Here is a 26,728-nt window from a genome sequence, read left to right as displayed (position 1 = left end):
CTGCGGGATCATTGATTCTTCAGGAGAACGACGACCGCGCCGGTACCGCCTTGCGCGGGCTTGGCCGAGGCAAACGCGACCACATCGTCGCGGCGGCGCAGCAGTCGGTCGGTGAGCGCTTTCAATACTGGGCCGGCGGCCTTCGAGCGCAGGCCCTTGCCGTGCACGATGCGCACGCAGCGCAGGCCATGCTGACGGGCCTCGGCCAGGAAGCTGGCGATGCTGGACTGCGCGGCGGCGGCGTTCATGTGGTGCAGATCCAGCTCGTCCTGGATGCTGAACTGGCCGCGCTTGAGCTGGCGCAGCAGGCGTGGGGGGTACCCATCGCGCAGGTAGCTCAGTTCCTCGCCGATTTCCATGACCGCCGGATCGAAGGCCAGCTCGAGCAACTCGCCGGGAACGGCGGCCTCGTCGGCTTCGAACATGTGCGCACGCGGTTCCGGGCGAGGTGCGGGCGGCGGCGTTGCGTCCGCACGCATTTCGCGCACCGGGCCGATGGCATCGCGGAACAGGCGAATGTCCTCCTCGTCGGGCAAGGTCGGGGCGCGGCGCTTCTTCATGGAAGGCATGCTAGCAAGGGACCTTTATGGAAGCTTCCCGCGAGCCTGGTCTCTCACACCGACGCTATACCGGGACGGCAAGCGGCTTTCGAGACCGGCGAGACCGTGAAACGGTTGGCCCGCTCCGGTAGACTCGCAGGGATTCGGAGCGCGGCCTCGACGGGTGCGCGTTCGTGCACTTCTTGACGGAACATCATGCGAGTCCTGGTAAGCAACGATGATGGCGTGGATGCCCCCGGCATCCGCGTGCTGGCCGACTGTCTGGCCGCGGTAGGGCAGGTGACGGTGGTGGCGCCCGATCGCGACCGTTCCGGCGCCAGCAATTCGCTGACCCTGGACGCGCCGATCCGCGCGCTGAAGATGGACGATGGCCGCTACCGCGTGGCTGGCACGCCGACGGATTGCGTGCATCTGGCGCTGGCCGGGCTGCTCGATCACGAGCCGGACATCGTGGTGTCGGGCATCAACAACTCGGCCAACCTGGGCGACGACGTGATCTATTCGGGCACGGTATCGGCGGCGATGGAGGGGCGCTTCCTGGGCCTGCCGGCGATCGCCGTGTCGCTGGCCAGCCGCGACCACAAGGGCGAGCATTACGAATCGGCCGCGCAGGCGGTGCTGATCCTGATGCGGCGGCTGCTGGTCGATCCGCTGCCGGCCGACACCATTCTCAACGTCAACGTGCCCGATCGTCCCTGGAACGAGATCCAGGGTTTCGAGGTCACCCGACTGGGCAAGCGGCACCGTTCCGCGCCTTGCATCGCGCAGACCGACCCACGGGGCAAGCCGATCTGGTGGATCGGGCCTTCGGGCAAGGTCGAGGACGACGGCCCGGGTACCGATTTCGACGCAGTGCGCCGCGGCTACGTCTCGGTCACGCCGATCCATGTCGATCTCACCCGCTACCAGGCGCTGGAGAAAATCAGCGGCTGGATGCAGGCGATGACCGATGCGATGGACGAAAAGGCGGCCTGAGCGATGACGATGAACATCCATCCGCTGCCGCCGTCGGCCTTCAAGGGCGAGGGGATGACCTCGCAGCGCGCACGCGACCGCCTGGGCGCGACGCTCAAGGAAAGCGGCATTCGCGACCCGCGCGTGATCGAGGTGATCCGCACCACGCCTCGCCATCACTTCATCGACCAGGCGCTGCACTCTCGCGCCTACGAAAACACCGCGCTGCCGATCGGCCACGGCCAGACGATCTCGCAGCCGTGGGTGGTCGCACGCATGACCGAGGCGCTGCTGGAACATTTCAATGGTGGCGTGCCACAGAAGGTGCTGGAAATCGGCACCGGCTCGGGCTACCAGGCGGTGGTGCTGGCGGCGCTGGTGGGGCAGGTGTTCACGGTCGAGCGCATCGAGGAGCTGCTGCGCCAGGCGCGCCGGCGCTTTCGCCAGCTCGGGCTGGACAACGTGCGCTCGCGCCACGACGACGGCAAGCTGGGCTGGCCCGACCAGGCGCCCTTCGATGCGATCATCCTGACCGCCGCGGGCGATGCGATCCCCAACCAGGTGCTCGACCAGCTTTCTCCGGATGGCGTGCTGGTGGCTCCGGTTGGCTCACCCAGCAACCAGATGCTGCTGCGCATCCGCGGGGACGGGCAGGGCGATTTCATCCAGGAAGAACTCGGGCCCGTGAGTTTCGTGCCGCTGCTCGGCGGCATCGGTTGATGACGCCCCACCCGCGAGAAGGAATCCGCTAGATGCGCCTGTTCGGAGCGCTTTACTCGCGCGCACTCACCTGGGCGCGCGATCCAAGGGCTGTCTACTACCTGTGCGGACTGAGCTTCGTCGAGGCCTTCATCTTTCCGATCATGCCGGAAGTGATGCTGGCGCCGATGATGCTGGGCAAGCGGCAGAAGGCCTTCTTCTACGCCAACGTCAGCCTGCTGTTCTCGCTGCTCGGCTCGCTGGTCGGCTACGCGCTGGGGCACTGGGCGTTCCAGGCGCTGCAGCCGTTGCTGGCATCGCTGCACCTGCTCGAGCCGATCGAGCAGGGCGTGGCGAGCCTGCGTGCGCAGATGGACCAGCACTGGCTGGGCCTGCTGCTAGTGCTGGCGCTGGCCGCACTGCAGCCGGTGGTGCCAATGAAGTTCGTCACCTGGGCCTCGGGCATCGTCGGCGTGCCGGTGATCCCGTTTTTGCTGTGCATGGCGGTCGGGCGCGGCAAGCGCGTGTGGCTGCTGGCGCTGTTGATTCGCTGGTTCGGCGAACGTGCCGAGCGGCTGTTGCACAAGCACATCGAGCGCATCGGTTGGGCGGCGATCGTCCTGCTGGTGTTGTTGCTGGCCTGGTGGATCCTGGCGCGTTGAGTGGCGAGCGGTCCATTGGGCGTTCCGTGAAATCGGCGTGGCGGCTGGGTATGCTGCCCGGCATGAAGAAATGGATGCGTTTCGCGGCGGCGTGCCTGGCCGCGCTTCTCCTGGCGGCTTGCGGCCGGTCGGTGGTGGTCCAGCCCAATGGGCGTTCCGCGCCATCGCGCGCGGCCAAGGTCGTGCGGCCTGCGACGGGAAGCTATCGCGTGGTGCGCGGAGACACGCTCTATTCGATTGCCTTCCGCAACGGACTCGATTTTCGTGACCTCGCCGCCTGGAATGGCATCGATTCCCCCTACACGATCTGGCCCGGGCAGGTCCTGCGCCTGTCGCGCGGGCGGAGCCAGGCGGTCAGCAAGCGGTCGCCGGTGAAGACCGCGCCGCGGGCGAGCGCCGGCTCGACGCCGGTATTCAAGCCCGTCGCCCCGGCTCCTTCGCGTCAGGCAGTGGTGGTGGCTGGCGCGGCCACGGTGGCCAAGCCGGTCACACCGGCCGCCACGCCCGTGGTTCGGCCGCCGAAAGGCGCCACGCATACGGCAGGCGGCGTGACCTGGCGCTGGCCGGCGGACGGCACGCTGATCAAGAAATTCCAGAGTGGCGATGCGATTCCGGGTATCGAGCTGGCCGGCGAGGCCGGCGACCCCGTGCGTGCGGCCGCCGGCGGCGTGGTGGTCTACAGCGGCAATGGCCTAGTTGGTTACGGCGAATTGATCATCATCAAGCACAACGACGACTTTCTTTCCGCGTACGGCCACAACCGCAAGCGCCTGGTAAAGGAAGGGCAGCGGGTCAGCGCCGGACAGCTCATCGCCGAGATGGGGTCGACCGGAGCACCGCGGAACGAATTGCAGTTCCAGATCCGGCGCAACGGCAATCCAGTCGATCCACTGGATTATCTGCCTGCGCGGTAAGCGCGTTCCGGGCAAACGCGCGCCACAGGTCGTCGGCTTCAGCCCGCCGGTTCGGCGGGCGGGAGAATGAAGGCCGCCACCACGCGGCGCCCCTCGCCGGCGAGCAGGTCGTAGGTCCGCGCGGCGGCCGCGTTGTCCATCACTTCGATGCCGACGCCCTTGCGCAGGAAGCCGGCCATGAACGCCGCCGACGGGAACCGCTGGCGAACGCCGGTACCGAGCAGCACCAGTTCGGGCTCCAGTACGCGCACGCTCTCGCCTGCGCCTTCGTCCAGCGCCGCCACATCGTCGACCGGCCAGCTTTCGACCAGCCGGTCCGGTGCCAGCAGGAAACTCGCCCGAAGCTCCCGGTCGACCACCGTGATCGACCGCTCGCCCACGCGACGGATGAACAGGTAGCCCTCGGGGCGTTCGAGCGAAAGATCCATCAGCGGGGCAGGGCGAGCTTGGGCTCGTCTTCGTTGCGGCGGAACAGGGTGACGGTGTGGCCGATCTGCTGCACGGTATCGGCGCCGGTGCCGTCGGCGAGATAGGCGATCTGCGTCTCGCGCTCGTCCTTGTCCCCGCCGGAAAGCTTCACCTTGACCAGCTCGTGATGGCTGAGCGCCAGGTCCAGTTCCTTGAGCACGGCGGGCGTCGCGCCTTTGGCGCCGAGCATGATCACCGGGTGCAGGTCGTGGGCAAGGCTGCGCAGATAGCGCTGCTGGGAGGGGGAGATCGGCATGCGGGGAGGGTCCACAATTCGCGGTCGGGGGGGCGTAAAGGGTATCATGCGGGCCATCCCTCCCTTCGGTGGCCCCTGCCGCATGGCCCGCAGCAAAAGCAGCTCCCGATGGCTTCGGGAGCACTTCGACGACGTCTACGTGAAGAGAGCGCAGGCCGAGGGGTTGCGCTCGCGCGCCGTGTTCAAACTGGAGGAGCTGATCGAGCGCGATCGACTGCTCAAGCCAGGCATGCGCGTGGTCGACCTGGGCGCGGCGCCGGGGGGCTGGTCCCAGCTCGTGCGCCAGCGCATCGGCGACAGCGGCACGGTGATAGCACTGGATATCCTGCCGATGCAGGGCATCGCGGGCGTGGATTTCATCGAGGGCGACTTCCGCGAGGAGGCCGTCCTGCGCCAGCTGGAGCAGCACCTGGGCGGCCAGGCGGTCGATCTTGTACTGTCGGACATGGCCCCCAATATGAGTGGTGTGGCGCTGGCCGACCAGATCCGGGCGATGGATCTGGCCGAGTTGGCGCTGGATTTCTCCCGGCAATGGCTCAAGCCGGGCGGCGCATTCCTGATCAAGCTGTTCCAGGGCGCTGGATTCGATGACTATCTGCGCAACTTGCGCGCGCAGTTTGCGCGCGTAACCATGCGTAAACCCAAGGCCTCGCGCGCACGTTCGCGCGAGGTGTACGCGCTCGCCACGGGACGGAAACCCGGCGGTGGGCCAACGGACGAGACCCGCGCATGAACGAAATGGCGAAAAACCTGTTGCTCTGGCTGATCATCGCGGTGGTCCTGCTGACCGTGTTCCAGAGCTTCAATCCGCATGGCGGCTCCTCGTCCGACCTGCCTTACTCGAGCTTCGTGCAGAGCGTGGACAGCGGCAACGTCGCCAGCGCCACGATCAGTGCCGACAACCCGGCCACGATCACCGGCAAACTGAAGGACGGCAGCGCCTTCCGCACCGTTGCGCCCGTGCTCGGCTTTTCCACCAACGGGGTGGTCAAGCAGATGCAGGACAAGAACGTGGTGGTGAGCCAGGAGCCTTCCAACAACGGCTTCTCGCTGTTGGGCCTGTTGATCAACTGGCTGCCGATCATCCTGATCGTGGGCGTGTTCATCTGGTTCATGCGCCAGATGCAGGCCGGCGCCGGCGGGCGCGGGGCGATGAGCTTCGGCCGCTCGCGCGCCAAGTTGCAGGGCGAGGACCAGGTCAAGGTCAACTTCAGCGACGTGGCCGGCTGCGACGAGGCCAAGGAGGAGGTCGGCGAACTGGTCGAATTCCTGCGCGATCCGGGCAAGTTCCAGAAGCTGGGCGGCAAGATTCCGCGCGGCGTGTTGATGGTCGGCCCACCGGGCACCGGCAAGACGCTGCTGGCCAAGGCCATCGCGGGCGAGGCCAAGGTGCCGTTCTTCTCGATTTCCGGCTCGGATTTCGTGGAGATGTTCGTGGGCGTGGGCGCAAGCCGCGTGCGCGATATGTTCGAGCAGGCCAAGAAGCATGCGCCCTGCATCATCTTCATCGACGAGATCGACGCGGTCGGTCGCCATCGCGGCGCTGGCCTCGGCGGTGGGCATGACGAGCGCGAGCAGACCCTCAACCAGTTGCTGGTGGAGATGGACGGCTTCGAGGGCACCGAGGGCATCATCGTCATCGCCGCGACGAACCGTCCCGACGTGCTCGATCCGGCGCTGCTGCGCCCGGGCCGCTTCGACCGCCAGGTGGTGGTCGGGTTGCCGGACGTGAAGGGGCGTGAGCAGATCCTGAAGGTACACCTGCGCAAGGTGCCCACCGCCAGCGACGTCAATCCCATGGTGATCGCGCGCGGCACGCCGGGGTTCTCCGGCGCGGACCTGGCCAACCTGGTCAACGAGGCAGCCCTGTTCGCCGCGCGCGAGAACGCGCGCGAGGTGCGCATGGGCCACCTGGACAAGGCGCGCGACAAGATCCTGATGGGCACCGAACGCCGCTCGATGGCGATGAGCGAGGACGAGAAGAAGCTCACCGCTTTCCACGAGGCCGGCCATGCCATCATCGGCCGCCTGGTGCCCGAACACGACCCGGTCTACAAGGTCACGATCATCCCGCGCGGTCGCGCGCTGGGCGTGACCATGTACTTGCCCGAGGGCGACAAATACTCGATCAATCGCGTGGCGATCGAATCGCAGCTCTGTTCGCTGTATGGCGGACGCGTGGCCGAGGAACTGATTTTCGGCGCCGACAAGGTCACCACGGGCGCCTCCAACGACATCGAGCGGGCCACCAAGATGGCGCGCAACATGGTGACAAAATGGGGCCTGTCCGACGAGCTGGGCCCGGTGACCTACGGCGAGGACGAGGACGAGGTTTTCCTGGGCCGGTCGGTGACCCAGCACAAGAATGTCTCCAACGAGACCGCGCGCCGGATCGACGAGGTGATCCGCGAGATCCTCGACCGTGCCTACGCGCGCAGCAAGCAACTGTTGACCGACAACATGGACAAGCTGCACGTAATGGCCGACGCGTTGCTGCAGTACGAAACCATCGATGCGCGCCAGATCGACGACATCATGGCCGGGCGCGAACCGGGCGAGCCGGCGGACTGGTCCAAGCCATCCTCTGGCGGCTCGGTGCCGCCGAACCTGCCGCCGCGCGGCGATGCGGGTTCCCCCAAGCTGGGCGACCCTGCCACGCAGCCGCACGGCTGAGGCTCCGTCTGCGCTCTTCCCTGCGATGCAGGGGAGAGCGTCATTCCGTTGCGCGAAAGGTCCCTGGTTTGGACGTCCAAACGGGAATGCTTGCGGGCGAAATTGAGTTTCTCGCGGTATCGAAAGCGAAGATTTCTTGAAAAAGGTGTTGACGAACCCGCGTCCAATCTGAATAATTCCGCTTCTTGCTTCGGCACCCACCACTTCGGCGGTGGCGCCAAGGCAGACGAGTTTTACCATGCGCCCGTAGCTCAGTTGGATAGAGTACCAGGCTACGAACTTGGTGGTCGGGAGTTCGAATCTCTCCGGGCGCACCATTACAACTGCAAGGCATGATGTTCGCACCATGACTTGTCCATCGGCGCCGCGGCCCGATGGGGCCGGAATGGATTTCCGGTGCGCTGGATACGGATTGACGAGGTGATGCGTCGCCCGTAGCATTCGAGGGCTTCGGTACGCGAAATGCGTTCCACGCAGGTTTGCTACGGGGTATAGCTCAGTCTGGTAGAGCGCCAGCTTTGGGAGCTGGATGTCGGGGGTTCGAATCCCTCTGCCCCGACCAGCAGGCGTTATGCTTCGGACATGCGCCTGTAGCTCAACCGGATAGAGCATCGGCCTTCTAAGCCGACGGTTGCAGGTTCGATTCCTGTCGGGCGCGCCAGATTCATTGTTTTATGGTGGGCGTAGCTCAGTTGGTTAGAGTCCCGGATTGTGATTCCGGATGTCGTGGGTTCGAATCCCATCGCTCACCCCAATTTGTAAGTTTCAAGGGCCGTTAGCTCAGCTGGTAGAGCAGTTGACTCTTAATCAATTGGTCGTAGGTTCGAATCCTACACGGCCCACCAATAAAGACAGGCGCTCGGGAAACCGGGCGCCTGTTTTCTTTTCAGCTCTGCGTTGTCCCATCTCCCGGGAAAGGGTCAGGCTGAGGAACAGGGGCTCGCGGGAAACTCCCTTCCGGGTCCCACTTCGATGGCGCTCCCGGCTAGCCTTGGCCCCTCACACCAACCCTCCCCCCAAAGGTAGAGAGCGGCGAACGCCGCCCTGGCGGAGTGCTTCATCATTGAAAGCGGGCGGCTTGTGCTGTCCGGCCGGGCAACCGTAAAATGCCCTGCTTTGGCGCAAGGGAATCATCGACTTAGCGGGGCAGGGCGCTTGGCCGAATTCCGTATGGGATCCGCCGCTTCCCGTCCGCAGGCGCGAGCGAGAGTGGCGGAACTGGTAGACGCACCAGATTTAGGTTCTGGCGGGTAACCCCCGTGAGGGTTCGAGTCCCTCCTTTCGCACCATTCCCTTTGAATTTTTTTTGCAAAGGCCGGCCCGCACGCCGGCCCATCACGAGAGTCACCAGGAGTCGTCATGCAGTTTTCGGTTGAGAACGTCGGCAAGCTCGAGCGCAAGCTCACGGTGCGGTTTCCGGCGGATCGGTTGGAGTCGCAGGTCAGCGCGCGCATCGCCGAGATGGGCCGCACGGTGCGCCTGAAGGGCTTTCGCCCGGGCAAGGTGCCGGCCACCGTGATCCAGCAGCGCTTCGGCTCGCAGGTGCGTGGCGAAGTCCTGTCCGACCTCATCGGCAGCACGCTGCGCGAGGCGTTCGAGAAGGAAAACCTGCGTCCGGTCGCCAATCCGTCGATCGATACGACCGGCGCGGCCGAAAACGGCGAGATCGCCTACACGGCCACGTTCGAGGTGATGCCCGAGTTCCCTGAGGTCGACGTGGCGGCGCTCGAGATCACCCGCCCGGTTTCCGAAGTGACCGATGCCGACATCGAGAAGATGATCGAGACCCTGCGCCTGCAGCGCCGCAGCTTCGACCCGGTCGAGCGCGCCTCGGCCGAGGGCGATTTCGTGATGTTCGAGTACGCCGCCACCGCCGACGACTACCGCTTCCCGACCGAAGGCCTGGAGCGCGCCGGCAGCGTGCTCGGCTCGGGCACGCTGTTCAAGGCGTTGGACGAGGCGCTGACCGGGCGCAAGGCGGATGACGAGTTCGATACCGAAATCGCCTTCCCGGCCGACTTCGGCAACGCGCAGCTGGCCGGCAAGACCGCCCAGGTCGACTTCAAGATCATCAAGGTGCAGGCGCCGCAGCTGCCGGAAGTGAACGAGGAGTTCGCCAAGCTGTTCGGTATCGCCGACGGCAATCTGGACACGTTCCGCAAGGAAGTGCGCGCCAACCTCGAGCGCGAGCTCAAGGCCACGCTGATGGGTCGCCTCAAGGGCCATGTCGCCGAGAAGCTGTCCGAGGCTCACGGCGAGCTGGACGTGCCCAACATGATGGTGCAGGCCGAAGCGCGCAATCTCGCGGCCGGCAGTGTGCCGCGCGGCCAGCAGCCGCCTGCGCAGCTCATCGAAGCGGCTGTGCCGATGGCGCGCAAGCGCGTAATCGCCGGTCTGCTGATGGGCGAGATCGCGCGCAAGCAGGAGCTCAAGATCGACCGCTCGCGCGTAGCCGAACAGCTGGCCGCGATCGCCTCGACCTACGAGGAGCCGGAGAAGGTCGTTGAACTCTATAACGGCGACCCCCAGATGATGTCTGGGTTGCAGAACCGCGTGATGGAAGACCAGGTCGCAGAGTGGGTGGCCGATCACGCCAAGACCACCGAGCAGAAGCTGGCTTTCGACGAGGTGATGCGCCCGGCCGGCGCCTGAGCGACACTGCCAGGCACCATCATCAGGCCCGCTAGGCGGCGGGCCTCATCCGGAGAGAACCGCACGCATGGCCATGCCCCCGATCCAGAACCTCAACCTGGTGCCGATCGTCGTCGAGCAGACCGCTCGCGGCGAGCGCTCCTATGACATCTACTCGCGCCTGCTGAAGGAGCGGGTGATCTTCCTGGTGGGCGAGGTCAACGACCAGGTCGCCAACGTGTTGATCGCGCAGATGCTGTTCCTGGAGTCGGAAAACCCCGACAAGGACATCCACCTGTATATCAACAGCCCCGGCGGCGCGGTCACCGCGGGCCTGGCGATCTACGACACCATGCAATTCATCAAGCCCGACGTCAGCACCATGTGCATCGGCCAGGCGTGCAGCGCCGGCTCGCTGCTGTTGATGGCAGGCGCCAAGGGCAAGCGTTTCTCGCTGCCCAATTCGCGCATCATGATCCACCAGCCTTCCGGCGGTGCCCAAGGCCAGGCCACCGACATCGAGATCCAGGCGCGCGAGATCCTCTACATCCGCCAGCGCCTGAACCAGCTCTACGTCGACCACACCGGCCAGCCGCTGGAGAAGGTCGAGCGCGACATGGAGCGCGACCGCTTCATGAACCCGGTCGAAGCCAGGGATTACGGCCTGATCGACCAGGTGCTTGACCGCCGCGGTGTCGACACCGTCAAGTCGGCCTGACCCTGGTCGGCCCGATCCCGGACGGCCCGTTCCCGGCCGTCCCATATCGCCGGAAAACACGCCCCGCGCCGGCACAAGCAGGCGCGGAGCCCTGTGCTATTCTGGCGCTGCAACCGAAACACAGCAGGACCTGATATGAGCGACGAGCGGCAAGGCCGTTCCAACGACAGCGGCAAGATTCTCTACTGCTCCTTCTGCGGCAAGAGCCAGCATGAAGTGCGCAAGCTGATCGCGGGTCCCTCCGTGTTCATCTGCGACGAGTGCGTGGAGCTTTGCAACGACATCATCCGCGAGGAGCTGGAGGAGAAGGCCGCCTCCGGGCGCAGCCACCTGCCCAAGCCCCGCGAGATCATGGAAACCCTCGACCAGTACGTGGTCGGGCAGACCCGTGCCAAGAAGTCGCTCGCAGTAGCGGTATACAACCACTACAAGCGCATGGAATCGCGCCAGAAGAGCGATGAAGTCGAGCTTGGCAAGTCCAACATCCTGCTGATCGGCCCGACCGGTTCGGGCAAGACGCTGCTGGCCGAAACGCTGGCGCGCCTGCTCAACGTGCCGTTCACCATCGCCGACGCCACCACGCTGACCGAAGCGGGCTACGTGGGCGAGGATGTGGAAAACATCATCCAGAAGCTGCTGCAGAAGTGCGACTACGACGTCGACAAGGCGCAGTCGGGCATTGTCTACATCGACGAGATTGACAAGATCTCGCGCAAGAGCGAGAACCCATCGATCACCCGCGACGTGTCGGGCGAGGGCGTGCAGCAGGCGCTGCTCAAGCTGATCGAGGGCACGCTGGCCTCCGTGCCGCCCCAGGGCGGGCGCAAGCATCCGCAGCAGGAATTCCTGCAGGTGGACACCAAGAACATCCTGTTCATTTGTGGCGGTGCGTTCGCGGGGCTGGAGAAACTCATCCAGCAGCGTTCGGAAACCACCGGCATCGGCTTCTCGGCCGAAGTGCGTTCCAAGGAGCGCACCGAGAACCTGGGCAAGGTGCTGGCCGAAGTCGAGCCGTCCGACCTGGTCAAGTTCGGTCTGATCCCGGAGTTCGTCGGCCGCCTGCCGGTCGTGGCGACCTTGGACGAGCTTGATGAAGGCGCGCTGGTGAAGATCCTCACCGAGCCGAAGAACGCGGTGACCAAGCAGTTCAAGCGCCTGTTCGAAATGGAAGGCGTGGAACTGGAGTTCCGCCCCGAGGCGCTGCAGGCGATCGCCAAGAAGGCGCTCAAGCGCAAGACCGGCGCGCGCGGCCTGCGTACCATCCTGGAGCAGGTGTTGCTTGACACCATGTACGAGCTGCCCTCGCTGGAGCACGTAAGCAAGGTCGTGGTCGACGATGCCGTGATCGAAGGTCAGGCCGAGCCCTATCTGATCTACCGCGGCAACCTGCAGCAGCAGCGTGTAGCGGGCGAGGGCGGCGGCGCCGCCTGAGCGACGTCCAGCGTCAAAAACAAGCGGCCCCGGCAGTTGCCGGGGCCGTTTGTTTTTTGGCGGCAGGCACACAGGCGCCAGTCTTCTGTCCGGGCTGCGAGGCATGCCGCATGGCGCTTCGAAGGGCGCCATGTGCGCCCGGCGGGCCTTGGCTTGAAAACTGCAAGCAGCCGATCAAGCCGGTTCGACGGGTCGCATGCGACTTGATGGCGGCGAGGGTCGACTCCACTTGACCTACCGGAGGCCTCGGCGCAGTGTCGGGGTAAACCTTACAAATCCTCGGGGACCTTTTTCGATGGCAAAACACGCCTCCGTTTCCGCCACTGGCGCCACGCTCGACGCACTTCCGGTGCTGCCGCTGCGCGACGTGGTGGTTTACCCCCACATGGTCATTCCACTATTCGTGGGGCGCGACAAGTCGATGCGTGCGCTGGAGCACGCGATGGAAGGCGAGCGGCAGATCCTGCTGGTGGCGCAGAAGAGTCCCGACATCGACGATCCCGCTGCCGAGGACTTGCACGAGGTCGGCACCCTGGCCGGCGTATTGCAGCTTCTCAAGCTGCCTGACGGCACGGTCAAAGTGCTGGTCGAAGGGCAGTCGCGGGTAGCCATCGAGGAATACCGCGACGAGGGCGGCATGCTGATGGCGCGCTCGCGCGTCATCGAGCCGGTCTACAACGCCAAGGAGCGCGAGCTCGACGTCATCTCGCGTACGCTGGTTTCGCTGTTCGAGCAACTGGTCAAGCAGAGCCGCAAGCTGCCGCCGGAAGTGTTGGCCACGCTGTCGGGCATCGATGATCCCTCGCGGCTGGCCGATTCGATCGCCGCGCACCTGACCGTGCGCATGTCCGAGAAGCAGAAGGTGCTCGAGACCGCCGACGTCGGCCAGCGGCTGGAGCTGCTGATCGGCCTGGTCGACGGCGAGATGGATCTGCAACAGGTGGAAAAGCGCATCCGCGGCCGCGTCAAGTCGCAGATGGAGAAGAGCCAGCGCGAGTACTACCTCAACGAGCAGATGAAGGCGATCCAGAAGGAACTGGGCGAAGGGGAGGATGGCGTCAACGAGATCGAGGAGCTGCAACGGAAGATCGACGACGCGGGCATGCCCAAGCCCGTGCTGGCCAAGGCCAGGCAGGAGTTCTCCAAGCTCAAGCAGATGTCGCCGATGTCGGCCGAGGCCACCGTCGTGCGCAACTACCTCGACTGGCTGATCGGCGTGCCCTGGAAGAAGAAGACCAAGGTGCGCAAGGACCTGGCCGTGGCGCAGGAAGTGCTCGACGCCGACCACTTCGGCCTGGAGAAGGTCAAGGACCGCATCCTGGAATACCTCGCCGTGCACCAGCGCGTGAACAACATGCGCGGCCCGATTCTGTGCCTGGTCGGTCCGCCCGGCGTGGGCAAGACCTCGCTCGGCCAGTCGATCGCCAAGGCGACCAACCGCAAGTTCGTCCGCATGAGCCTGGGCGGCGTGCGTGACGAGGCGGAGATCCGCGGCCATCGACGCACCTACATCGGCTCGATGCCCGGGCGCATCGTGCAGAACCTCAACAAGATCGGTACGCGCAACCCGCTGTTCGTGCTCGACGAGATCGACAAGATGTCGATGGACTTCCGCGGCGATCCGTCCTCGGCGCTGCTGGAGGTGCTCGATCCGGAACAGAACCACGCGTTCAACGACCACTACCTGGAAGTCGATTTGGATCTCTCCGAGGTGATGTGGATCGCCACTGCCAACTCGCTCAACATTCCCGGTCCGCTGCTGGACCGCATGGAAGTCATCCGCGTGCCCGGCTATACGGAGGACGAGAAGCTGGCGATCGCGCAGCGCTACCTGTTGCCCAAGCAGCTGAAGGCCAACGGCCTCAAGCCCGAGGAGCTGGCCATAGCGTCCGATGCGGTCCGCGACATCGTGCGCTACTACACGCGCGAGTCGGGGGTGCGCAATCTCGAACGCGAGATATCCAAGATCTGCCGCAAGGTGGTCAAGGAGCTCACCCTGGGCGAAGTCAAGCAGGCCAAGGCCAAGTCCGCCAAGGCCAAGCCGGCGGCGAAGGTGGCCAGCAAGACGAAGAAAAAGGCCGCTCCCGCGCAGATCACCGTCACCGATGACAACATCGAGCATTACCTGGGCGTACGACGGTTCGATTTCGGCCGTGCCGAGCAGGAGAACGAAGTGGGCCTGGTGACCGGCCTGGCCTGGACCTCGGTCGGCGGCGACCTGCTGAGCATCGAGGCCTCGGTGGTGCCGGGCAAGGGTCGCATGGTGCACACCGGCCAGCTGGGCGATGTCATGAAGGAGTCGATTCAGGCGGCCATGTCGGTGGTGCGCGCGCGCGTGGGCCAGCTCGGCATCGACCCGGACTTCTACCAGAACCTGGACGTGCACATCCACGTGCCCGAAGGCGCCACCCCCAAGGATGGCCCCAGCGCGGGCATCGCCATGTGCACGGCGCTGGTGTCGGTGTTGACCAAGGTGCCCGTGCGTTCGGAAGTGGCGATGACCGGTGAGATCACCCTGCGCGGCCGCGTGCTGCCGATCGGTGGCCTGAAGGAGAAGCTGCTGGCGGCGCATCGCGGTGGCATCACCACGGTGATCATCCCGGAAGAAAACAAGAAGGACCTGGCCGACATCCCGGCGAACGTCACCTCCTCGCTGGACATCCATGCCGTGCGCTGGATCGACGAAGTACTCGACATTGCGCTCGAGCAACCGTTGCGCCCGGCCAGGGCTGCGGTCGAGACCGCCGGCGAAGAGCGTGCCCCGGCGGAGGCAGTAACCGAGGAAGCGGCTGAGAACCGTACCCGCGCACACTGATACGCAAGGGGTTTTTCCTCAGGGCCGTCCGCGTCGCGGGCGGCCTTTTGCGTATTCACGCAGGTGCTCCTGCGCGAGCTTTCGCCGTAGCCGTTGCGGGCCCGGTTTGCAAGTGGTTCCAGTCGGTGATGAACGGCCGGAACCGTTGGTATTGCTTGTATTGCGGACCGCCGTGAGGCACTGGTATAAAGACGACACCGCAGTCAAAGCGTCGTGCATTCGGCGTAGCGATGCGGGGTTGCGGGGGGATGCCGGTCATGCCATTCATGGCTGGCGGCGTTTTCTCGTCCCAGACCGATCACGCGGGCAGCAAACCGTTTAAGGGAGTGTCTCAATGAATAAAACCGATCTGATCAATGCCATTGCCGAGAAGGCCGAGCTCACCAAGGCCGACGCCGGCCGGGCGATTGAAGCCTTCTTCGAGACCGTGCAGAAGGCCCTGAAGAAGGGCGACGACGTGTCGGTCGTCGGCTTTGGCACCTTCACCGTGCGCAAGCGCGCGGCTCGTACCGGTCGCAACCCGCGCACCAACGAGACGATCAAGATCAAGGCTTCCAAGGTGCCGGCGTTCAAGGCTGGCAAGACGCTCAAGGATGCCCTAAACTGAGCGGCTAGTTCGCTCGGTTTCGGGTGCTTAGCTCAGCGGTAGAGCGTCGCCCTTACAAGGCGAGGGTCGTAGGTTCGATCCCTACAGCACCCACCAGAATCGCGGAGTGGTAGTTCAGTCGGTTAGAATGCTGGCCTGTCACGCCGGAGGTCGCGGGTTCGAGTCCCGTCCACTCCGCCAGTAGTTCCAAGGGCGCCCGCGTGGCGCCCTTGTCATTTATGCTTTGCGTCTTGCAAGGCAGGAACAAGCGGGAATCCACATATGCTGCAGTCGTTGAGAGACAAGATGCACGGCTGGCCGTCCATCGTCGTGCTGGGTGTGGCGGTGTTCGCCATGTCCTTCTTCGGCATCGAGGGCTATTTCACTGCCCAGACCGAGACCTTCGTGGCCAAGGTCGGCAAGCGGGAAATCAGTCAGCAGGATTTCCAGAACCGCATGAATGACCTGCGTCAGCAGGCCAGCGCACAGCTTGGTGACCAGTTCGACCCGAGCGTGTACGAAAAGCCCGAGATGAAGGAGCGCGTGCTCGGCGCGATGATCGACCAGCAACTGCTGCTCAAGGCCAACGACGACCTGGGCCTGCGCGTTTCCGATGCCGCCGTGCGCGGGACGATCGCCTCCATTCCGGCGTTCCAGGTCAATGGCCAGTTCGACGCAACCAGCTACCGCGCGATGCTGGCCGGGCAACGCAAGACGCCGGCGATGTTCGAGGACGAGGTCCGCTCGTCGATGGCGATCAGCCTGATTCCCGATGCGCTGGCCGCCAGCACGGTCATCACCGACGAGGAAGTCGACCGCTTTCTCGCGCTGCGCCTGCAGCGCCGCGACCTGCGTTACGCGGTGCTGCCGCGCCCGGCGCTGACCGACAGCAAGGTCACCGATGCGCAGGTCCAGGCGTACTACAAGCAGCACCAGGACGAGTTCATGGCACCCGAGCAGGTGGCCATCCACTACGTGGAAGTCGACGCTGCCGATCTCCAGCCGGATGCTGCGCCGACCGATGAAGAGCTGCGCAAGCGTTATGCCGACGAGAAGCAGCGCTTCGTGCAGCCGGAACAGCGGCTGGTTTCGCACATCCTGATCGACGTGCCCAAGAACGCTTCGCCCGAGCAGCAGAAGGCTGCCCTGACCAAGGCGCAGAAGATCGCCGCCGAAGCCTCGCCCGGGAACTTCGCCAAGCTTGCCAGCAAGGACTCGGCCGACCTGGGTTCCAGGCGCCAGGGCGGCGACCTGGGCTGGCTGGAGCAGGGCGTGACCAACAAGGCCTTCGACGACGCCCTGTTCTCGCTGCAGAAAGGCCAGATATCCAAGCCGGTGCTGTCCGACGAGGGCTACCACATCCTCTGGCTGCGCGATGTACGCAGCGGCCAGGCCAAGCCGTTCGAGGAAGTGCGCGACCAGCTGGTACAGGAAGTCGCCACGGCCGGGCGCGAGCACAAGTACAACGAGATTGCCGGCAAGCTGGCGGACAAGACCTACCAGACCCCGTCCTCGCTCGAGCCCGCAGCGCAAGCGCTGGACCTGCCGGTCAAGAGCACGGACCTGTTCACCCACGAGGGCGACAAGAGCGGTATCGCCGCCGATCCCAAGGTGGTCAAGGCGGCGTTCTCCGATGACGTGCTGGTGCAAGGCAACAACTCCGGGCTGATCGACCTGGGCAACGACCACTCGGTAGTGATCCACGTCGACAAGCACGTGCCTGCGGCGGTGCGTCCGCTGGCGGAAGTGCGCGACACCATCGAAAAGGACATTCTCGACGGTCGTGTCGCCGAAGCGGCCAAAAAGCGCGCCGATGCCATGCTGGCGCGCCTGGAGAAGGGCGAGTCGATGGACGCGGTGGCGGCCACCGTCGGTGCCCCGGTGCAAAGCGTGAAGGATGCGTTGCGCGTACAGCAGGGCCTGCCCGAGCAGCTGCGCGACGAAGCCTTCCTTCAACCGCATCCGGGCAAGGACGGCAAGCCGCAGTTCGCCGCCGTGGCGTTGCCCGAGGGTGCCTACGCGCTGATCGCGGTGGACAAGGTGCAGGACGGAGATCTGTCGAAGGTCACGCCGGAGCAGCGCACGATGCTGCGCCAGAGCATGATCGCAGCCTACGGCAACGTGGCCACCGACGGATTCATCGACGCGCTGAAAGCCAAGACCGAGATCAAGATCGCCAAAGAGCGACTGTAGGATCTGCCGTTCCATGGAAACAGGAAGGCGGCCTTGGGCCGCCTTCCTGTTTTGGTGCTTCGCGAGCCCGCGACGGCTTGACCGCGCCAGACAGTCGATGCAGCAGGAACGCGCCTGGGCGCTACCGGGCGGCGTCGGTATCGAATCGCGGCCGCCATGGGCGTACCTGCACGAGTCTGGCCACGGTGAATGGGGTCAGGTTGTAGTTCGGCCGGGCCGACAGTCATGGATCTTCGGGCTCGGTAGGGGCGCACCTGTGCGCGACCGTCATGTCGGATCGTAGCCGCACGGTCGCGCACAAGTGCGCTCTTGCACGGCCGTGGCGTGGCGGGGGCCGGCCTGCAGGCTCTTTCCCGCACTCCGAGAGAAACCACAAAAAAGGCGGCCACGAGGGCCGCCTTTCTGGTCCCTGGTTTCGCCTGTCTCAGATCCCGGTCATGCCCAGGATGTTGTAGCCGGCATCCACGTAGGTGATTTCGCCGGTCACGCCCGAGGCCAGATCCGAGCACAGGAAAGCGCCCACGTTGCCGACTTCGTCGGTGGTCACGCTGCGACGCAGCGGGGCGTTCTCATCGACGTGGTCGAGCATCTTGCGGAAGTTGGCGATGCCCGCGGCGGCCAGGGTCTTGATCGGGCCGGCCGAGATCGCGTTCACGCGGGTGCCTTCCGGGCCCAGGTTGAAGGCCAGGTAGCGCACGTTCGCTTCCAGGCTGGCCTTGGCCAGGCCCATCACGTTGTAGTTGTTGAGCGCACGCTCGGCGCCCAGGTAGGTCAGCGTGAGGATGGCGCCACCGCGGCCGGCCATCATCGGCCGCCCGGCCTTCGCCAGCGCTGCCAGGCTGTAGCTGGAGATGTCGTGCGCGATGGTGAAGTTCTCGCGGGTGAGGTTGTCCAGGTACTGCCCCTGCAGCGCCTCGCGCGGCGCGAAGCCGACCGAGTGCACCAGGATGTCGAAGCCGTCCCAGTGCTTGCCCAGCTCGGCGTACATCTGCTCGATCTGGCCGTCCTGCGCCACATCGCAGGGAAGCACGATATTCGAGCCGAACGCATTGGCCGCTTCGTCGACGCGGTCTTTCAGCCGCTCGTTCTGATAGGTGAAGGCCAGTTGCGCGCCTTCGCGATGCATCGCGTTGGCAATGCCCCAGGCGATCGAGCGCTGGCTGGCGATGCCGACGATCAGGGCACGCTTGCCGTGCAGGAATCCCATGCGTCCTCCAAAAGGTTGATGGCGCGCCAGGTGGCGCAGCCGGGTGATTTTAGCAGGCGCGCCGCCTGTCATAACCGCTGCGACCTGTGCGGCGCGTCAACGCCCCACCGGGCGCGACGGTTCGCCCGGCTTCTGGCGGTCTCGCTACGCGGCGTAGACCCGTCGCCGGATAGGTTGGCCGCCCATGCCTGCCGCCCAGCCGTCACCCCAAGGACGCGTATGAGCCACTCCACTTGCCGACCCTGGTGCTCCATCGCCATGGTCGTCGTCGCGCCGCTGGTGCTGGCGATCGTCGAAGTGTTCCATCCCCATCCACGCGACCTTTTCGACCTGGACGTGGGAAGGTGGATGTTCGTGCATTACGCGCAGATCCCGTTGTTTCCGCTGGCAGCTCTGTCGACGGCCATGCTGGTGCGCGACCGTACCGACTGGGCCGCGTGGCTGTGCAAGGCGGGCCTGTTCGTGTTCGCGGTGGCCTTCACGTCCTTCGACACGGCGGCGGGCCTTTCGATCGGCTTGCTGGTCAAGGGGGCGATCGCCTCCGGCGACCCGGAGTCGTGGCGCGACATGATCGACGCGCTGTGGTTCGACCCCGTGCTGGGCGGCAGGGGCTTCACCGATGCGCCATTGATGGGGCTGATCGGCCGACTGTCGCTGTCGTTCGGCGCGGTGGCCGGGGCGATCTCGCTCAAGCGGGCGGGGCACGGCTGGCTGCCGGTGTTGCTGCTGGCCATCGCCAGTTTCGGTATCAACATATTCAAATCCCATTCGTGGCCCGGCGGTCCGTTGACGTTCGGCGGCATGGCATTGGCCGCCGGCTGGATCCGCTGGGAAAGCCTGCAATGGCGGGCGCGCGCCGTGGCGTCGCTGGAACGCAAGGGCGACACCGCAGTGGACGTAGTACCCGAGGCCAGGCGACGCGTCGGCGCGGGCTGATCCGCCCTGCGACCTGCGTGCGTCGACGGTCTGCTGATCTGCATCAAGGCGCGACCGCCCGGTGGCGCGCATCCTGAGACCGTTGCCGGGCCGCTGACGTCGGTCCGGGCAACATGTGCGACGAGGGCCTTCGAAGGCCGACCCTGGCATGCCGGCTCCGCGCCGAGGAGGTACTGCCATGAGCCATGACGTTTGCCGTCCGCCTTTCCACGAATCCGAGGACGCCGTCCTCCGCCGGGCCGCCGAACGGCGTATCGACGACGAACTGATGCAGAGCTTCCCGGCCAGCGACCCACCGGGCTGGACGCTGGGTACCGCTGCACCCGAGGGCCACGAGCCCGTGCCACCCGCCAGGAGGGCTTCATGAGCGAACCGATGTATCCCGAATCCACGGCCGCGCTCGCGCGCAAGCGCAGCGAACTGGCGCCCGATGCACTGCAGGCATTCAAGGCATTCACCGCCGCGGTGTTCGCCGGGGGCGCGCGGCCGGCGCAGACCAAGCAGTTGATCGCCGTGGCGGTGGCGCACGTCACCCGGTGCTCCTACTGCATCAAGGGGTACATCGCCGAGGCGCTCAAGCAGGGCGCCAGCGAGAAGCAGGTCACGGAAGCGATCTGGGTGGCCGCCGAAATGCGTGCCGGCGGCGCCTATGCACACTCGGCGCTGGCGCTGGATGTCATGCAGCGGCACGTCCACACCAGCCCGGCCGGTTGACGAACACGATCATGGCCATGCGTTTCCAGGGCGTGTCGGGCAACATCCTCGAGGCAGTCGGCGACACGCCGCTGCTGGAGATCGAGGGCATCTACGCCAAGCTCGAGTTCCTCAACCCGTCCGGTTCGATCAAGGCCCGCATCGCCAAGTACATGATCGAGCGCGCCGAGCAGGAAGGCCTGATTGAACCGGGCGACACCATCGTGGAAGCGACCAGCGGCAACACCGGCAACGCGTTGTCGATGGTCGCCGCGGTCAAGGGCTACCGCATGCTGGTGGTCATGCCCGAGGGCTTGTCGAGCGAGCGCGTGGCGATATCCCGCGCGTACGGCGCCGACGTGCTGTTCTGCGGCAATTTCCATGTCGACCAGGCGCTGGAACGCGCCCGCGAACTGGGACGTCAGCCGGGATTCTTCTTTCCTGGCCAGTTCGAGTCCGAATGGAACGTCGAGGAGAACCGCACCATCCTCGGTCCGGAGATCCTCGCCCAATTGCCGCAAGGCCGGCTGCCCGACGCGCTCGTGCTGGGCGTGGGCACCGGCGGCACGCTGGTGGGCGTCGGCCAGGCGTTCCGCGAAGCCAACCCGGACGTGCGCCTGTTCGCCATGGAGCCGAGCGAATCGCGCACGATCCTGTGCGGCGAGATCGCATCGCACATGATCGAGGGCATCTCCGACGGCTTCATCCCCGGCATCTTCCAGCGCCACGCCAAGCTGGTGAACGAGGTGCTGGCCGTGTCCAGCGAGGACGCCGTTACCGCCATGCGCCACCTGGCGCGCCATTACGGATTGTTGTGCGGGCCAAGTTCCGGCGCGCACCTGCTCGCGGCCAGGCGCGTGCGCGAGCGCTTTCCGGAGCTCAAGACGGTGGTGACCGCGTTCTGTGACGAGGGCGAGAAATACCTGCACGAGTACTTCATGCCGGGGCAGGAAGCGGCATCCATACCTCCGCAGTTCAAGTGAGCCATTCGTTGTTGCGGGCGCGGTGCCCCGGGCGTCTTCCCGCGCGCGTGGGTCCTCAGGCAGCGTAGGTGAACGCCTCGAGCTTGTTGCCGTCCGGATCGAGCACGAAGGCGGCGTAGTAGTTCGGATCGTAGTGGGGGCGCAGGCCAGGTTCGCCATCGCTGCTGCCGCCGTGGGCGAGCGCAATGCGATGGAAGGCGTCCACCATGGCCCGGGTGCCGGCATAGAAGGCCACGTGCACGCCGTTGCCCGGTGAGGCGCGCTCGCCGTTCACCGGCCGGGTCAGGCTGACCATGAAACTGCCCACGCCGTAGTTGAGGCTCTGCTGCGTATCGAGAAAGCGCAGCCCGACGACCGCCAGCACCGGGTCGTAGAAGGCGCGCGCCCTCGCCATGTCATTGGTGCCAAGGGAAACATGATGGAGCATGGCGGACTCCCGCTGGGACTCCGGCGAGCCTACCCGTATGGCGTGATTTCGGCGCAAAGCGTTGCGCTGCGCGCCGGCGCCCCCACATTGCGGGGCTGGATACCGAACCGAGGAATTGCCGTGGCCGACCTGTCCGCCTTCCCGATCACCGCGCGCTGGCCGGCGCAGCATCCAGAGCGCATCCAGCTCTATTCGCTCAACACGCCCAACGGCGTGAAAGTGTCGATCATGCTGGAGGAAACCGGCCTGGCGTACGAGCCGCACCTGGTCGACATCATGCGCGACGAGAGCAAGACGCCGGAGTTCCTCTCGCTCAACCCCAACGGCAAGATTCCCGCGATCATCGACCCGGACGGCCCCGGCGGCGAGCCGATCGGCCTGTTCGAGTCCGGCGCGATCCTGCTCTACCTGGCGGACAAGACCGGCATGTTCCTGTCGGCCGATCCCGTCGTGCGCTGGGAAACCATCCAGTGGGTGTTCTTCCAGATGGCCTCGATCGGACCGATGTTCGGGCAGGTGGGTTTCTTCCATAAATTCGCCGGTCGCGAATACGCGGACAAGCGGCCGCTCACGCGCTACGTCGATGAATCCCGGCGATTGCTCGACGTGCTTGAGTCGCGCCTGGACGGGCGGCCGTGGCTGATGGGCGAGGACTACAGCATCGCCGACATCGCCACGCTCGGCTGGGTGCGCAACCTGGTCGGTTTCTACGAGGCACGCGACCTGGTGCATTTCGACACGCTGGCGAACGTACCCGCCTGGCTGGAGCGAGGGTTGGCGCGGCCGGCGGTGGAACGCGGATTGCAGGTGCCGGGGCGCGACTAGCGGTTACCGAGCGCCCTCCGCTGGCGTGGTCGACGCGGCGGCCGCATGTTGCAGCAAGATGCGCGCGGCCGGCTTCCACAGTGTCCAGTCGTGGAGGCCGGCCAGTTCGAATGCGTGGCCGGGTGGCAGTTGCCCGGCCAGCAGCGCGATGCGGTCGCGGAAGCGTTCCCGGTTGCCGTAGGCCAGCCACACCGACCGGGTGCGGTCGGGCTGGCCGGACCAATCCTGGAGGTAGCGCCACAACTCGCGCTGGTAGGTTTCGGGCGTGAACGCCTGCACCGGCCCCGGCTGCCAGCGGGAAAGGCCGCCGGCGGCCTGGATCTCGCGATAGATCGATTTGTCGCCCAGATAAGGCGAGATCAGCAGCAAGCCGTCGATTTCGCCGGGATAGGCCCGGTCGTACATCAGCGCGCCCATGCCGCCGAGCGAGATGCCGGCCAGCCAGACCTGCTCGTAGCGGCGCGCGCGTGCCGGCACGATGACTTCATCCCGCAGGCGCCGGACCGCATGGCCCTGCCGATAGAATGGCATGGTCAGGCCCGTCAGGATCACGTCCGCATCCGGCCATTGCCGCTGGATGAGCTGCGCGATGCCGCGCCGGGCCAGCGAATCGCGATCGTCGCCGCGTCCGGGCAGCATCACCACGAGCCGGTGCGCGGGCTGCGGTGCAGGCACGAACCGCTGCGGAACAGGGCGGGTGACATCGCCCCCCGCAGCGCACGCGGCCAGCAAGAGGACGGTGAGCAGCCCGAGCAGGGAAGACTGACGCCGGCGCATCGAGGGCCCTGGCAGGGATAAGTGGCGGCAAGCATGCGTCGGTCCGGATGAAGACCGCGCTCTCTCGATCCCGGATGCCATCGGACCCGCTCGCGCGCTACCGGCGATAAGGCAGGCCCTCGCGCGAATGGCCGGCGGCGTCAGGCGCCGGTCGCCGCGGCAATCTCGCGCAAGGCCTGTTCGAACACTTCCGGCGGCTGGCCACCCGGGATCAGGTGCGTGCCGTTGACGATCGTCGCCGGTACCGACCGGATGCCGCGCTGCTGGAAGAAGCGCTCCTGCGCGCGTACGTCGTCGGCGTGGATGCCGCCTTCCAGCACATGGCGCGCCTCGGCTTGATCCAGCCCGGCCTCGCCGGCCAGGCGCGCCAGCACGTCATGCGAGGCGACGTCCTCGCCGTCGGTGAAATAGGCACGCAACAGCGCTTTCTTCAGCGCCAGGTGGCGCCCGTGGAGCTCGGCCCAATGCAGCAGCCGGTGCGCGTCGAAGGTGTTGTAGACGCGGCTGCCGACGCCCTTGTTGAACGTCAAACCCAGCGCCGCGGCACGCTCGCGGATCACTGCGCGGTTGGCATCGACCTGCGCCATGTCGATGCCGTACTTATGCATCAGATGCTCGGTCGCATCCTCGCCTTCGGCCGCCAACTGCGGGTTGAGTTCGAACGGCTGCAGGTGGATCTGTGCCTGCACGGTGCCGTCGAGGCGCTCGAGCGCCTGCTCCAGGGCCGCAAGGCCGATGGCGCACCAGGGGCAGGAGACGTCCGAAACGAAGTCGATGCGAAGCGGGGTGGGGGCGGTCATGGCGGTTCCAGCAGTTGTCCCGACTTTAGATGGAGCCTACCCACCGCCATGTCAATCGCCGCTGGTCGCAGGTGCGGACCTCACCGTTGCCTGGCGCTCGCGCACAGGTGCGCTCCTACAGGTGAGCGGTGCTCAGAGGACGTTCTTGCCTTTGCCCGGGTGGTAGACCTGCTCGGTGTGGCCCTTCAACTGCTCCGGCCAGTAGTACACCTCGCGCAGGTTGCCGGTGGTGTAGCGCTCGGCTTCGTCGTTGAAGTGCGGCGATTGTGGATGCCCGCTCTCGCCGCCGGCGGTGATCGCGCGGGCGCTGACTTTGGGGCCGAACTCCACCACCGCGACGAAGCTGTTGCCGCTGGTGCCGTAGTAGCGCCTGGTGCCCGGCCAGCGGTGCGCGCCGAAGGAGGCCAGCGAGCCCCAGCGCGAGGAGGTGAAGGGCACCGGGATGCTCGGCTTGCTGTCGTCGAAGGGCTGCACCAGGTCGCCGGTGAGGCGCTGGAACCGGTTGATCTCGCCCCAGGCCACGCCCCAATGGCCGAAATCCTTCTCCAGCCGGTCGACCGCTTCGGACAGCGCGCCCAGCCGGGCCTTCGGGCCGGCCTTCTCGGCCATGGCGTCGTAGATCGACAGGCCCTCGGCGGTGTCGACGCGGCGCACTTCGTCCCACAGCGTGTCGCCCCAGAACACCGCCAGCGACGTCGGCATCGAGGCAATGCCCCAGCGGTAGTCCCATTGGCGCAGCATGGCGATCGGACCGGCCAGCTTCTGCCTCAGCGGATCGTGTACCGGCAGCGCGTCGTAATCGGCCACCAGGATCGGGATCTGCCGCGCGAAGGCCGGCAGGTAAGAGTCGAACGCGGCGGTGATCAGCGAGGCGCGGGTGAACTGGTCCTTGCCGTCCAGCACTCGGATGGCGTGCAGGCCGCGCGGGTTCTCGCCGAAGGTATCCATGTAGCGCGGGAAGTCTTCTTTCTTCGGGCTGTACTTGCCGGCGGCGGAGTAGGGCCAGTTGTTGGTGTTGAACACCCAGCCGTTGGGCGGGTTGACCACGTGCGGCGCCTGGTCCAGCGGCGTGAGGCCCTGCCAGTCGGTGGCGGGGTTGGAGCCATCGACCGGCTGGGTGTAGTCGAAGCGGTCGTCGCGCCTGGGGATGAACTGCGGGTGCAGGTAGGCGACCTCGCCCTTGTCGTCGGCGAACAGGGTGTTGTTGGACGAGTTGGCCTTCAGCTCGGCCACCTTCATGTAGCTGGCGTAGTCATGCGCCTTGGTGCGCAGCCAGCTCTGCTCCAGCGCCGGAACCGGCCGGTTCATCAGTGCCATGGCGATCCACTTGCCGTCGCCCTTGCCATCATCGGCCGCGCGCACGATTGGGCCGTGGTGGGTGAAATAGGCGGTGAACGTGCGCTCGGCCTTCGAGCCATCCTTCGTGCGGTAGGGCACGGTGATGCGCCGCTCGGTTACCGGCCGCAGTTCCTTGCCATAGCGGTAGTAAAGCTTGCCGTCCTTGCGCACGATCGTCTCGGCGAACTCGTCCACCACGTCGGCGCCGGTGGAGGTGTGCATCCATCCGATGTGGTGGTTGAAACCCTGGTAGACGAAGAACTGGCCCCAGGTCACCGCGCCGTAGGCGTCCAGCCCGGCGTCGGAGGTCATCTGCAGTTCGGAGCGGAAGAAGAACGAGGTGTGCGGGTTGATCAGCAGCAGCGCGTGGCCGTCGGCGGTGAGCCTGGGCGCGATGGCGATGCCATTGGAGCCGGTTGGTTCCACCCAGCTCGGGTGTGCTCCGGCCATCGCCAGGGGAACCGGTGCGTCACCGTCCCTGCCGTAGAACGCCTGCAACTGCTTGAGCGATACCCGTTCGATGTCGCCGCCGATGCTGCCTTCGCTGAAACTCAGCGCCATCCACGGCTCGTAGTGCGTGATGACGCGTGGATGCACGTGCGGATGGGTGGCGAGGTAATAGTTGAGTCCGTCGGCCCACGCATTCATCAGCGACTTCAGCCAGCCGGGGCTCTGCGCATAGAGCGTCTTCAGCTCGACCGGATCGATGAACAGCTTCTGGCGCAGGTCCGACCAGATCGCCTTTTCGCCCTCGGCCTCGGCCAGCCGGCCCAGCGCGTTGAGGTAATTGGTCTCGACGCGGTTGAAATCGTCCTCGGCCTGCGCATAGACCATGCCGAACACCGCGTCGGCGTCGGTCTTGCCGTGCACGTGGGCAATGCCCCAGTCGTCGCGGGTGATCGTCACCGCCTGGGCTTGCTGCTGCCAGCGGGCGGCGTCGGAGGCTGTCGTGGAAGCGTGGGCGCTGCCCATGCCAAGCGCGAGCAGCGCGATGGTGGAGAACAGGTGGCGGCGGAGCGGCTTGACCGCAGCCGATGGCGTGTTGACCGGATCGATCATGGCTTGGCCTCCATGGAATAGCTCGCGCCGGGGCCGGGCGTGTCGCCAGCGCCCTGCGGACATGCCGGCAACCTTAGCAGCGTGTGTCGGGTGAAGGGCAGCAAAGGCGTGCCGCGGCAGCTT

The 26,728-nt window shown here is 65.9% G+C and carries 24 protein-coding genes and 8 tRNA genes; 24 read left to right on the top strand and 8 right to left on the bottom strand.

Going from position 1 to position 26,728, the window contains the following annotated elements; genetic code table 11:
* Positions 1-8: 8 nt before the first annotated feature.
* The gene (locus OSC30_RS01060; RefSeq protein ID WP_267169970.1) at positions 9-560 is read right to left on the bottom strand and encodes a Smr/MutS family protein; all 552 of its coding nucleotides are present in this window, start codon (positions 558-560) and stop codon (positions 9-11) included.
* Positions 561-755: 195 nt separating this feature from the next.
* On the opposite strand from OSC30_RS01060, the gene surE reads away from it, so the two are divergent.
* From surE to OSC30_RS01040, 4 genes are all read left to right on the top strand, one after another.
* Positions 756-1,535, top strand: coding sequence for a 5'/3'-nucleotidase SurE (gene surE, locus OSC30_RS01055; RefSeq protein ID WP_267169969.1), 780 nt, complete (start codon positions 756-758; stop codon positions 1,533-1,535).
* A 9-nt stretch (positions 1,536-1,544) separates the two neighbouring features.
* Positions 1,545-2,234 carry a protein-L-isoaspartate(D-aspartate) O-methyltransferase gene (locus tag OSC30_RS01050; RefSeq protein WP_267170136.1) on the top strand — a complete coding sequence of 230 codons (690 nt, stop codon included), beginning with the start codon at positions 1,545-1,547 and terminating at the stop codon, positions 2,232-2,234.
* A gap of 32 nt (positions 2,235-2,266) precedes the next feature.
* Positions 2,267-2,875 carry a YqaA family protein gene (locus OSC30_RS01045; protein ID WP_267169968.1) on the top strand — a complete coding sequence of 203 codons (609 nt, stop codon included), beginning with the start codon at positions 2,267-2,269 and terminating at the stop codon, positions 2,873-2,875.
* Positions 2,876-2,937: 62 nt separating this feature from the next.
* On the top strand, positions 2,938-3,789 hold the full coding sequence (locus OSC30_RS01040) for a peptidoglycan DD-metalloendopeptidase family protein (RefSeq protein ID WP_267169967.1): 852 nt from the start codon (positions 2,938-2,940) through the stop codon (positions 3,787-3,789).
* 38 nt (positions 3,790-3,827) lie between these two features.
* Here the strand turns inward: OSC30_RS01040 and OSC30_RS01035 are convergent, their stop codons facing one another.
* On the bottom strand, positions 3,828-4,217 hold the full coding sequence (locus OSC30_RS01035; protein WP_267169966.1) for an Mth938-like domain-containing protein: 390 nt from the start codon (positions 4,215-4,217) through the stop codon (positions 3,828-3,830).
* A complete protein-coding gene (gene yhbY, locus OSC30_RS01030) occupies positions 4,217-4,513 on the bottom strand; it encodes a ribosome assembly RNA-binding protein YhbY (RefSeq protein ID WP_267169965.1) in 297 nt (98 codons plus the stop codon). Before yhbY ends, OSC30_RS01035 begins: the two co-directional genes overlap by 1 nt.
* Positions 4,514-4,595: 82 nt before the next feature.
* On the opposite strand from yhbY, the gene rlmE reads away from it, so the two are divergent.
* From rlmE to OSC30_RS00950, 16 genes are all read left to right on the top strand, one after another.
* The gene (rlmE, locus tag OSC30_RS01025) at positions 4,596-5,246 is read left to right on the top strand and encodes a 23S rRNA (uridine(2552)-2'-O)-methyltransferase RlmE (RefSeq protein WP_267169964.1); all 651 of its coding nucleotides are present in this window, start codon (positions 4,596-4,598) and stop codon (positions 5,244-5,246) included.
* Entirely contained in the window at positions 5,243-7,186 is a 1,944-nt protein-coding gene (ftsH, locus tag OSC30_RS01020) for an ATP-dependent zinc metalloprotease FtsH (protein WP_267169963.1), read from the top strand. The genes rlmE and ftsH overlap by 4 nt, the downstream gene beginning before the upstream one ends.
* Before the next feature lie 240 nt (positions 7,187-7,426).
* Positions 7,427-7,503: transfer RNA gene (locus OSC30_RS01015), tRNA-Arg, on the top strand.
* Between the two features lie 168 nt (positions 7,504-7,671).
* Positions 7,672-7,748, top strand: a tRNA-Pro gene (locus OSC30_RS01010).
* A gap of 22 nt (positions 7,749-7,770) precedes the next feature.
* A tRNA-Arg gene (locus OSC30_RS01005) sits at positions 7,771-7,847 on the top strand.
* Positions 7,848-7,863: 16 nt separating this feature from the next.
* A tRNA-His gene (locus tag OSC30_RS01000) sits at positions 7,864-7,940 on the top strand.
* A 15-nt stretch (positions 7,941-7,955) separates the two neighbouring features.
* Positions 7,956-8,031 (top strand) — tRNA-Lys (locus tag OSC30_RS00995).
* Between the two features lie 358 nt (positions 8,032-8,389).
* A tRNA-Leu gene (locus OSC30_RS00990) sits at positions 8,390-8,475 on the top strand.
* Positions 8,476-8,545: 70 nt separating this feature from the next.
* Positions 8,546-9,838 (top strand): trigger factor, encoded by a 1,293-nt coding sequence (gene tig, locus OSC30_RS00985; RefSeq protein WP_267169962.1) that lies wholly within the window; start codon positions 8,546-8,548, stop codon positions 9,836-9,838.
* A 67-nt stretch (positions 9,839-9,905) separates the two neighbouring features.
* Positions 9,906-10,535 (top strand): ATP-dependent Clp endopeptidase proteolytic subunit ClpP, encoded by a 630-nt coding sequence (gene clpP, locus OSC30_RS00980; RefSeq protein WP_267169961.1) that lies wholly within the window; start codon positions 9,906-9,908, stop codon positions 10,533-10,535.
* A 135-nt stretch (positions 10,536-10,670) separates the two neighbouring features.
* Positions 10,671-11,966 carry an ATP-dependent Clp protease ATP-binding subunit ClpX gene (gene clpX, locus OSC30_RS00975; RefSeq protein WP_267169960.1) on the top strand — a complete coding sequence of 432 codons (1,296 nt, stop codon included), beginning with the start codon at positions 10,671-10,673 and terminating at the stop codon, positions 11,964-11,966.
* A 295-nt stretch (positions 11,967-12,261) separates the two neighbouring features.
* Positions 12,262-14,781, top strand: a complete 2,520-nt coding sequence (gene lon, locus OSC30_RS00970; RefSeq protein WP_267169959.1) for an endopeptidase La — start codon at positions 12,262-12,264, stop codon at positions 14,779-14,781.
* A 334-nt stretch (positions 14,782-15,115) separates the two neighbouring features.
* Positions 15,116-15,388 (top strand): HU family DNA-binding protein, encoded by a 273-nt coding sequence (locus tag OSC30_RS00965; protein ID WP_091336270.1) that lies wholly within the window; start codon positions 15,116-15,118, stop codon positions 15,386-15,388.
* A gap of 21 nt (positions 15,389-15,409) precedes the next feature.
* Positions 15,410-15,484 (top strand) — tRNA-Val (locus OSC30_RS00960).
* Between the two features lie 7 nt (positions 15,485-15,491).
* Positions 15,492-15,568: transfer RNA gene (locus OSC30_RS00955), tRNA-Asp, on the top strand.
* A gap of 81 nt (positions 15,569-15,649) precedes the next feature.
* Positions 15,650-17,560, top strand: coding sequence for a SurA N-terminal domain-containing protein (locus tag OSC30_RS00950; protein WP_267169958.1), 1,911 nt, complete (start codon positions 15,650-15,652; stop codon positions 17,558-17,560).
* Positions 17,561-17,984: 424 nt separating this feature from the next.
* Here OSC30_RS00950 and OSC30_RS00945 read toward each other — a convergent pair whose 3' ends face one another.
* Entirely contained in the window at positions 17,985-18,767 is a 783-nt protein-coding gene (locus tag OSC30_RS00945; protein ID WP_267169957.1) for an enoyl-ACP reductase FabI, read from the bottom strand.
* A 219-nt stretch (positions 18,768-18,986) separates the two neighbouring features.
* Here OSC30_RS00945 and OSC30_RS00940 point away from each other — a divergent pair, with 219 nt between their 5' ends.
* The 3 genes from OSC30_RS00940 (at position 18,987) to OSC30_RS00930 (ending at position 21,379) form a co-directional block, all read left to right on the top strand.
* Positions 18,987-19,703, top strand: a complete 717-nt coding sequence (locus OSC30_RS00940) for a hypothetical protein (protein WP_267169956.1) — start codon at positions 18,987-18,989, stop codon at positions 19,701-19,703.
* 363 nt (positions 19,704-20,066) lie between these two features.
* The gene (locus OSC30_RS00935) at positions 20,067-20,417 is read left to right on the top strand and encodes a carboxymuconolactone decarboxylase family protein (RefSeq protein WP_267169955.1); all 351 of its coding nucleotides are present in this window, start codon (positions 20,067-20,069) and stop codon (positions 20,415-20,417) included.
* Positions 20,418-20,428: 11 nt separating this feature from the next.
* Complete coding sequence (locus tag OSC30_RS00930) at positions 20,429-21,379, top strand: PLP-dependent cysteine synthase family protein (RefSeq protein WP_267169954.1); 951 nt, start codon at positions 20,429-20,431, stop codon at positions 21,377-21,379.
* A 55-nt stretch (positions 21,380-21,434) separates the two neighbouring features.
* On the opposite strand, the gene OSC30_RS00925 is transcribed toward OSC30_RS00930, so the two are convergent.
* Complete coding sequence (locus tag OSC30_RS00925; protein ID WP_267169953.1) at positions 21,435-21,806, bottom strand: VOC family protein; 372 nt, start codon at positions 21,804-21,806, stop codon at positions 21,435-21,437.
* A 120-nt stretch (positions 21,807-21,926) separates the two neighbouring features.
* Here OSC30_RS00925 and OSC30_RS00920 point away from each other — a divergent pair, with 120 nt between their 5' ends.
* Entirely contained in the window at positions 21,927-22,631 is a 705-nt protein-coding gene (locus tag OSC30_RS00920; RefSeq protein WP_267169952.1) for a glutathione S-transferase N-terminal domain-containing protein, read from the top strand.
* A gap of 3 nt (positions 22,632-22,634) precedes the next feature.
* Here the strand turns inward: OSC30_RS00920 and OSC30_RS00915 are convergent, their stop codons facing one another.
* The 3 genes from OSC30_RS00915 to OSC30_RS00905 all read right to left on the bottom strand — a co-directional run bounded on the left by OSC30_RS00915 (position 22,635) and on the right by OSC30_RS00905 (position 26,518).
* Positions 22,635-23,408 carry an alpha/beta hydrolase gene (locus OSC30_RS00915; protein WP_267169951.1) on the bottom strand — a complete coding sequence of 258 codons (774 nt, stop codon included), beginning with the start codon at positions 23,406-23,408 and terminating at the stop codon, positions 22,635-22,637.
* Positions 23,409-23,548: 140 nt separating this feature from the next.
* Positions 23,549-24,208 (bottom strand): DsbA family oxidoreductase, encoded by a 660-nt coding sequence (locus OSC30_RS00910; RefSeq protein ID WP_267169950.1) that lies wholly within the window; start codon positions 24,206-24,208, stop codon positions 23,549-23,551.
* A 132-nt stretch (positions 24,209-24,340) separates the two neighbouring features.
* Positions 24,341-26,518, bottom strand: coding sequence for a penicillin acylase family protein (locus OSC30_RS00905; protein ID WP_267170135.1), 2,178 nt, complete (start codon positions 26,516-26,518; stop codon positions 24,341-24,343).
* Between the last annotated feature and the right edge of the window lie 210 nt (positions 26,519-26,728).

Source organism: Frateuria hangzhouensis (genome assembly GCF_026410505.1).
Lineage (GTDB): Bacteria > Pseudomonadota > Gammaproteobacteria > Xanthomonadales > Rhodanobacteraceae > Frateuria_A > Frateuria_A hangzhouensis.
This window is presented reverse-complemented; position numbering and strand designations above follow the sequence as displayed.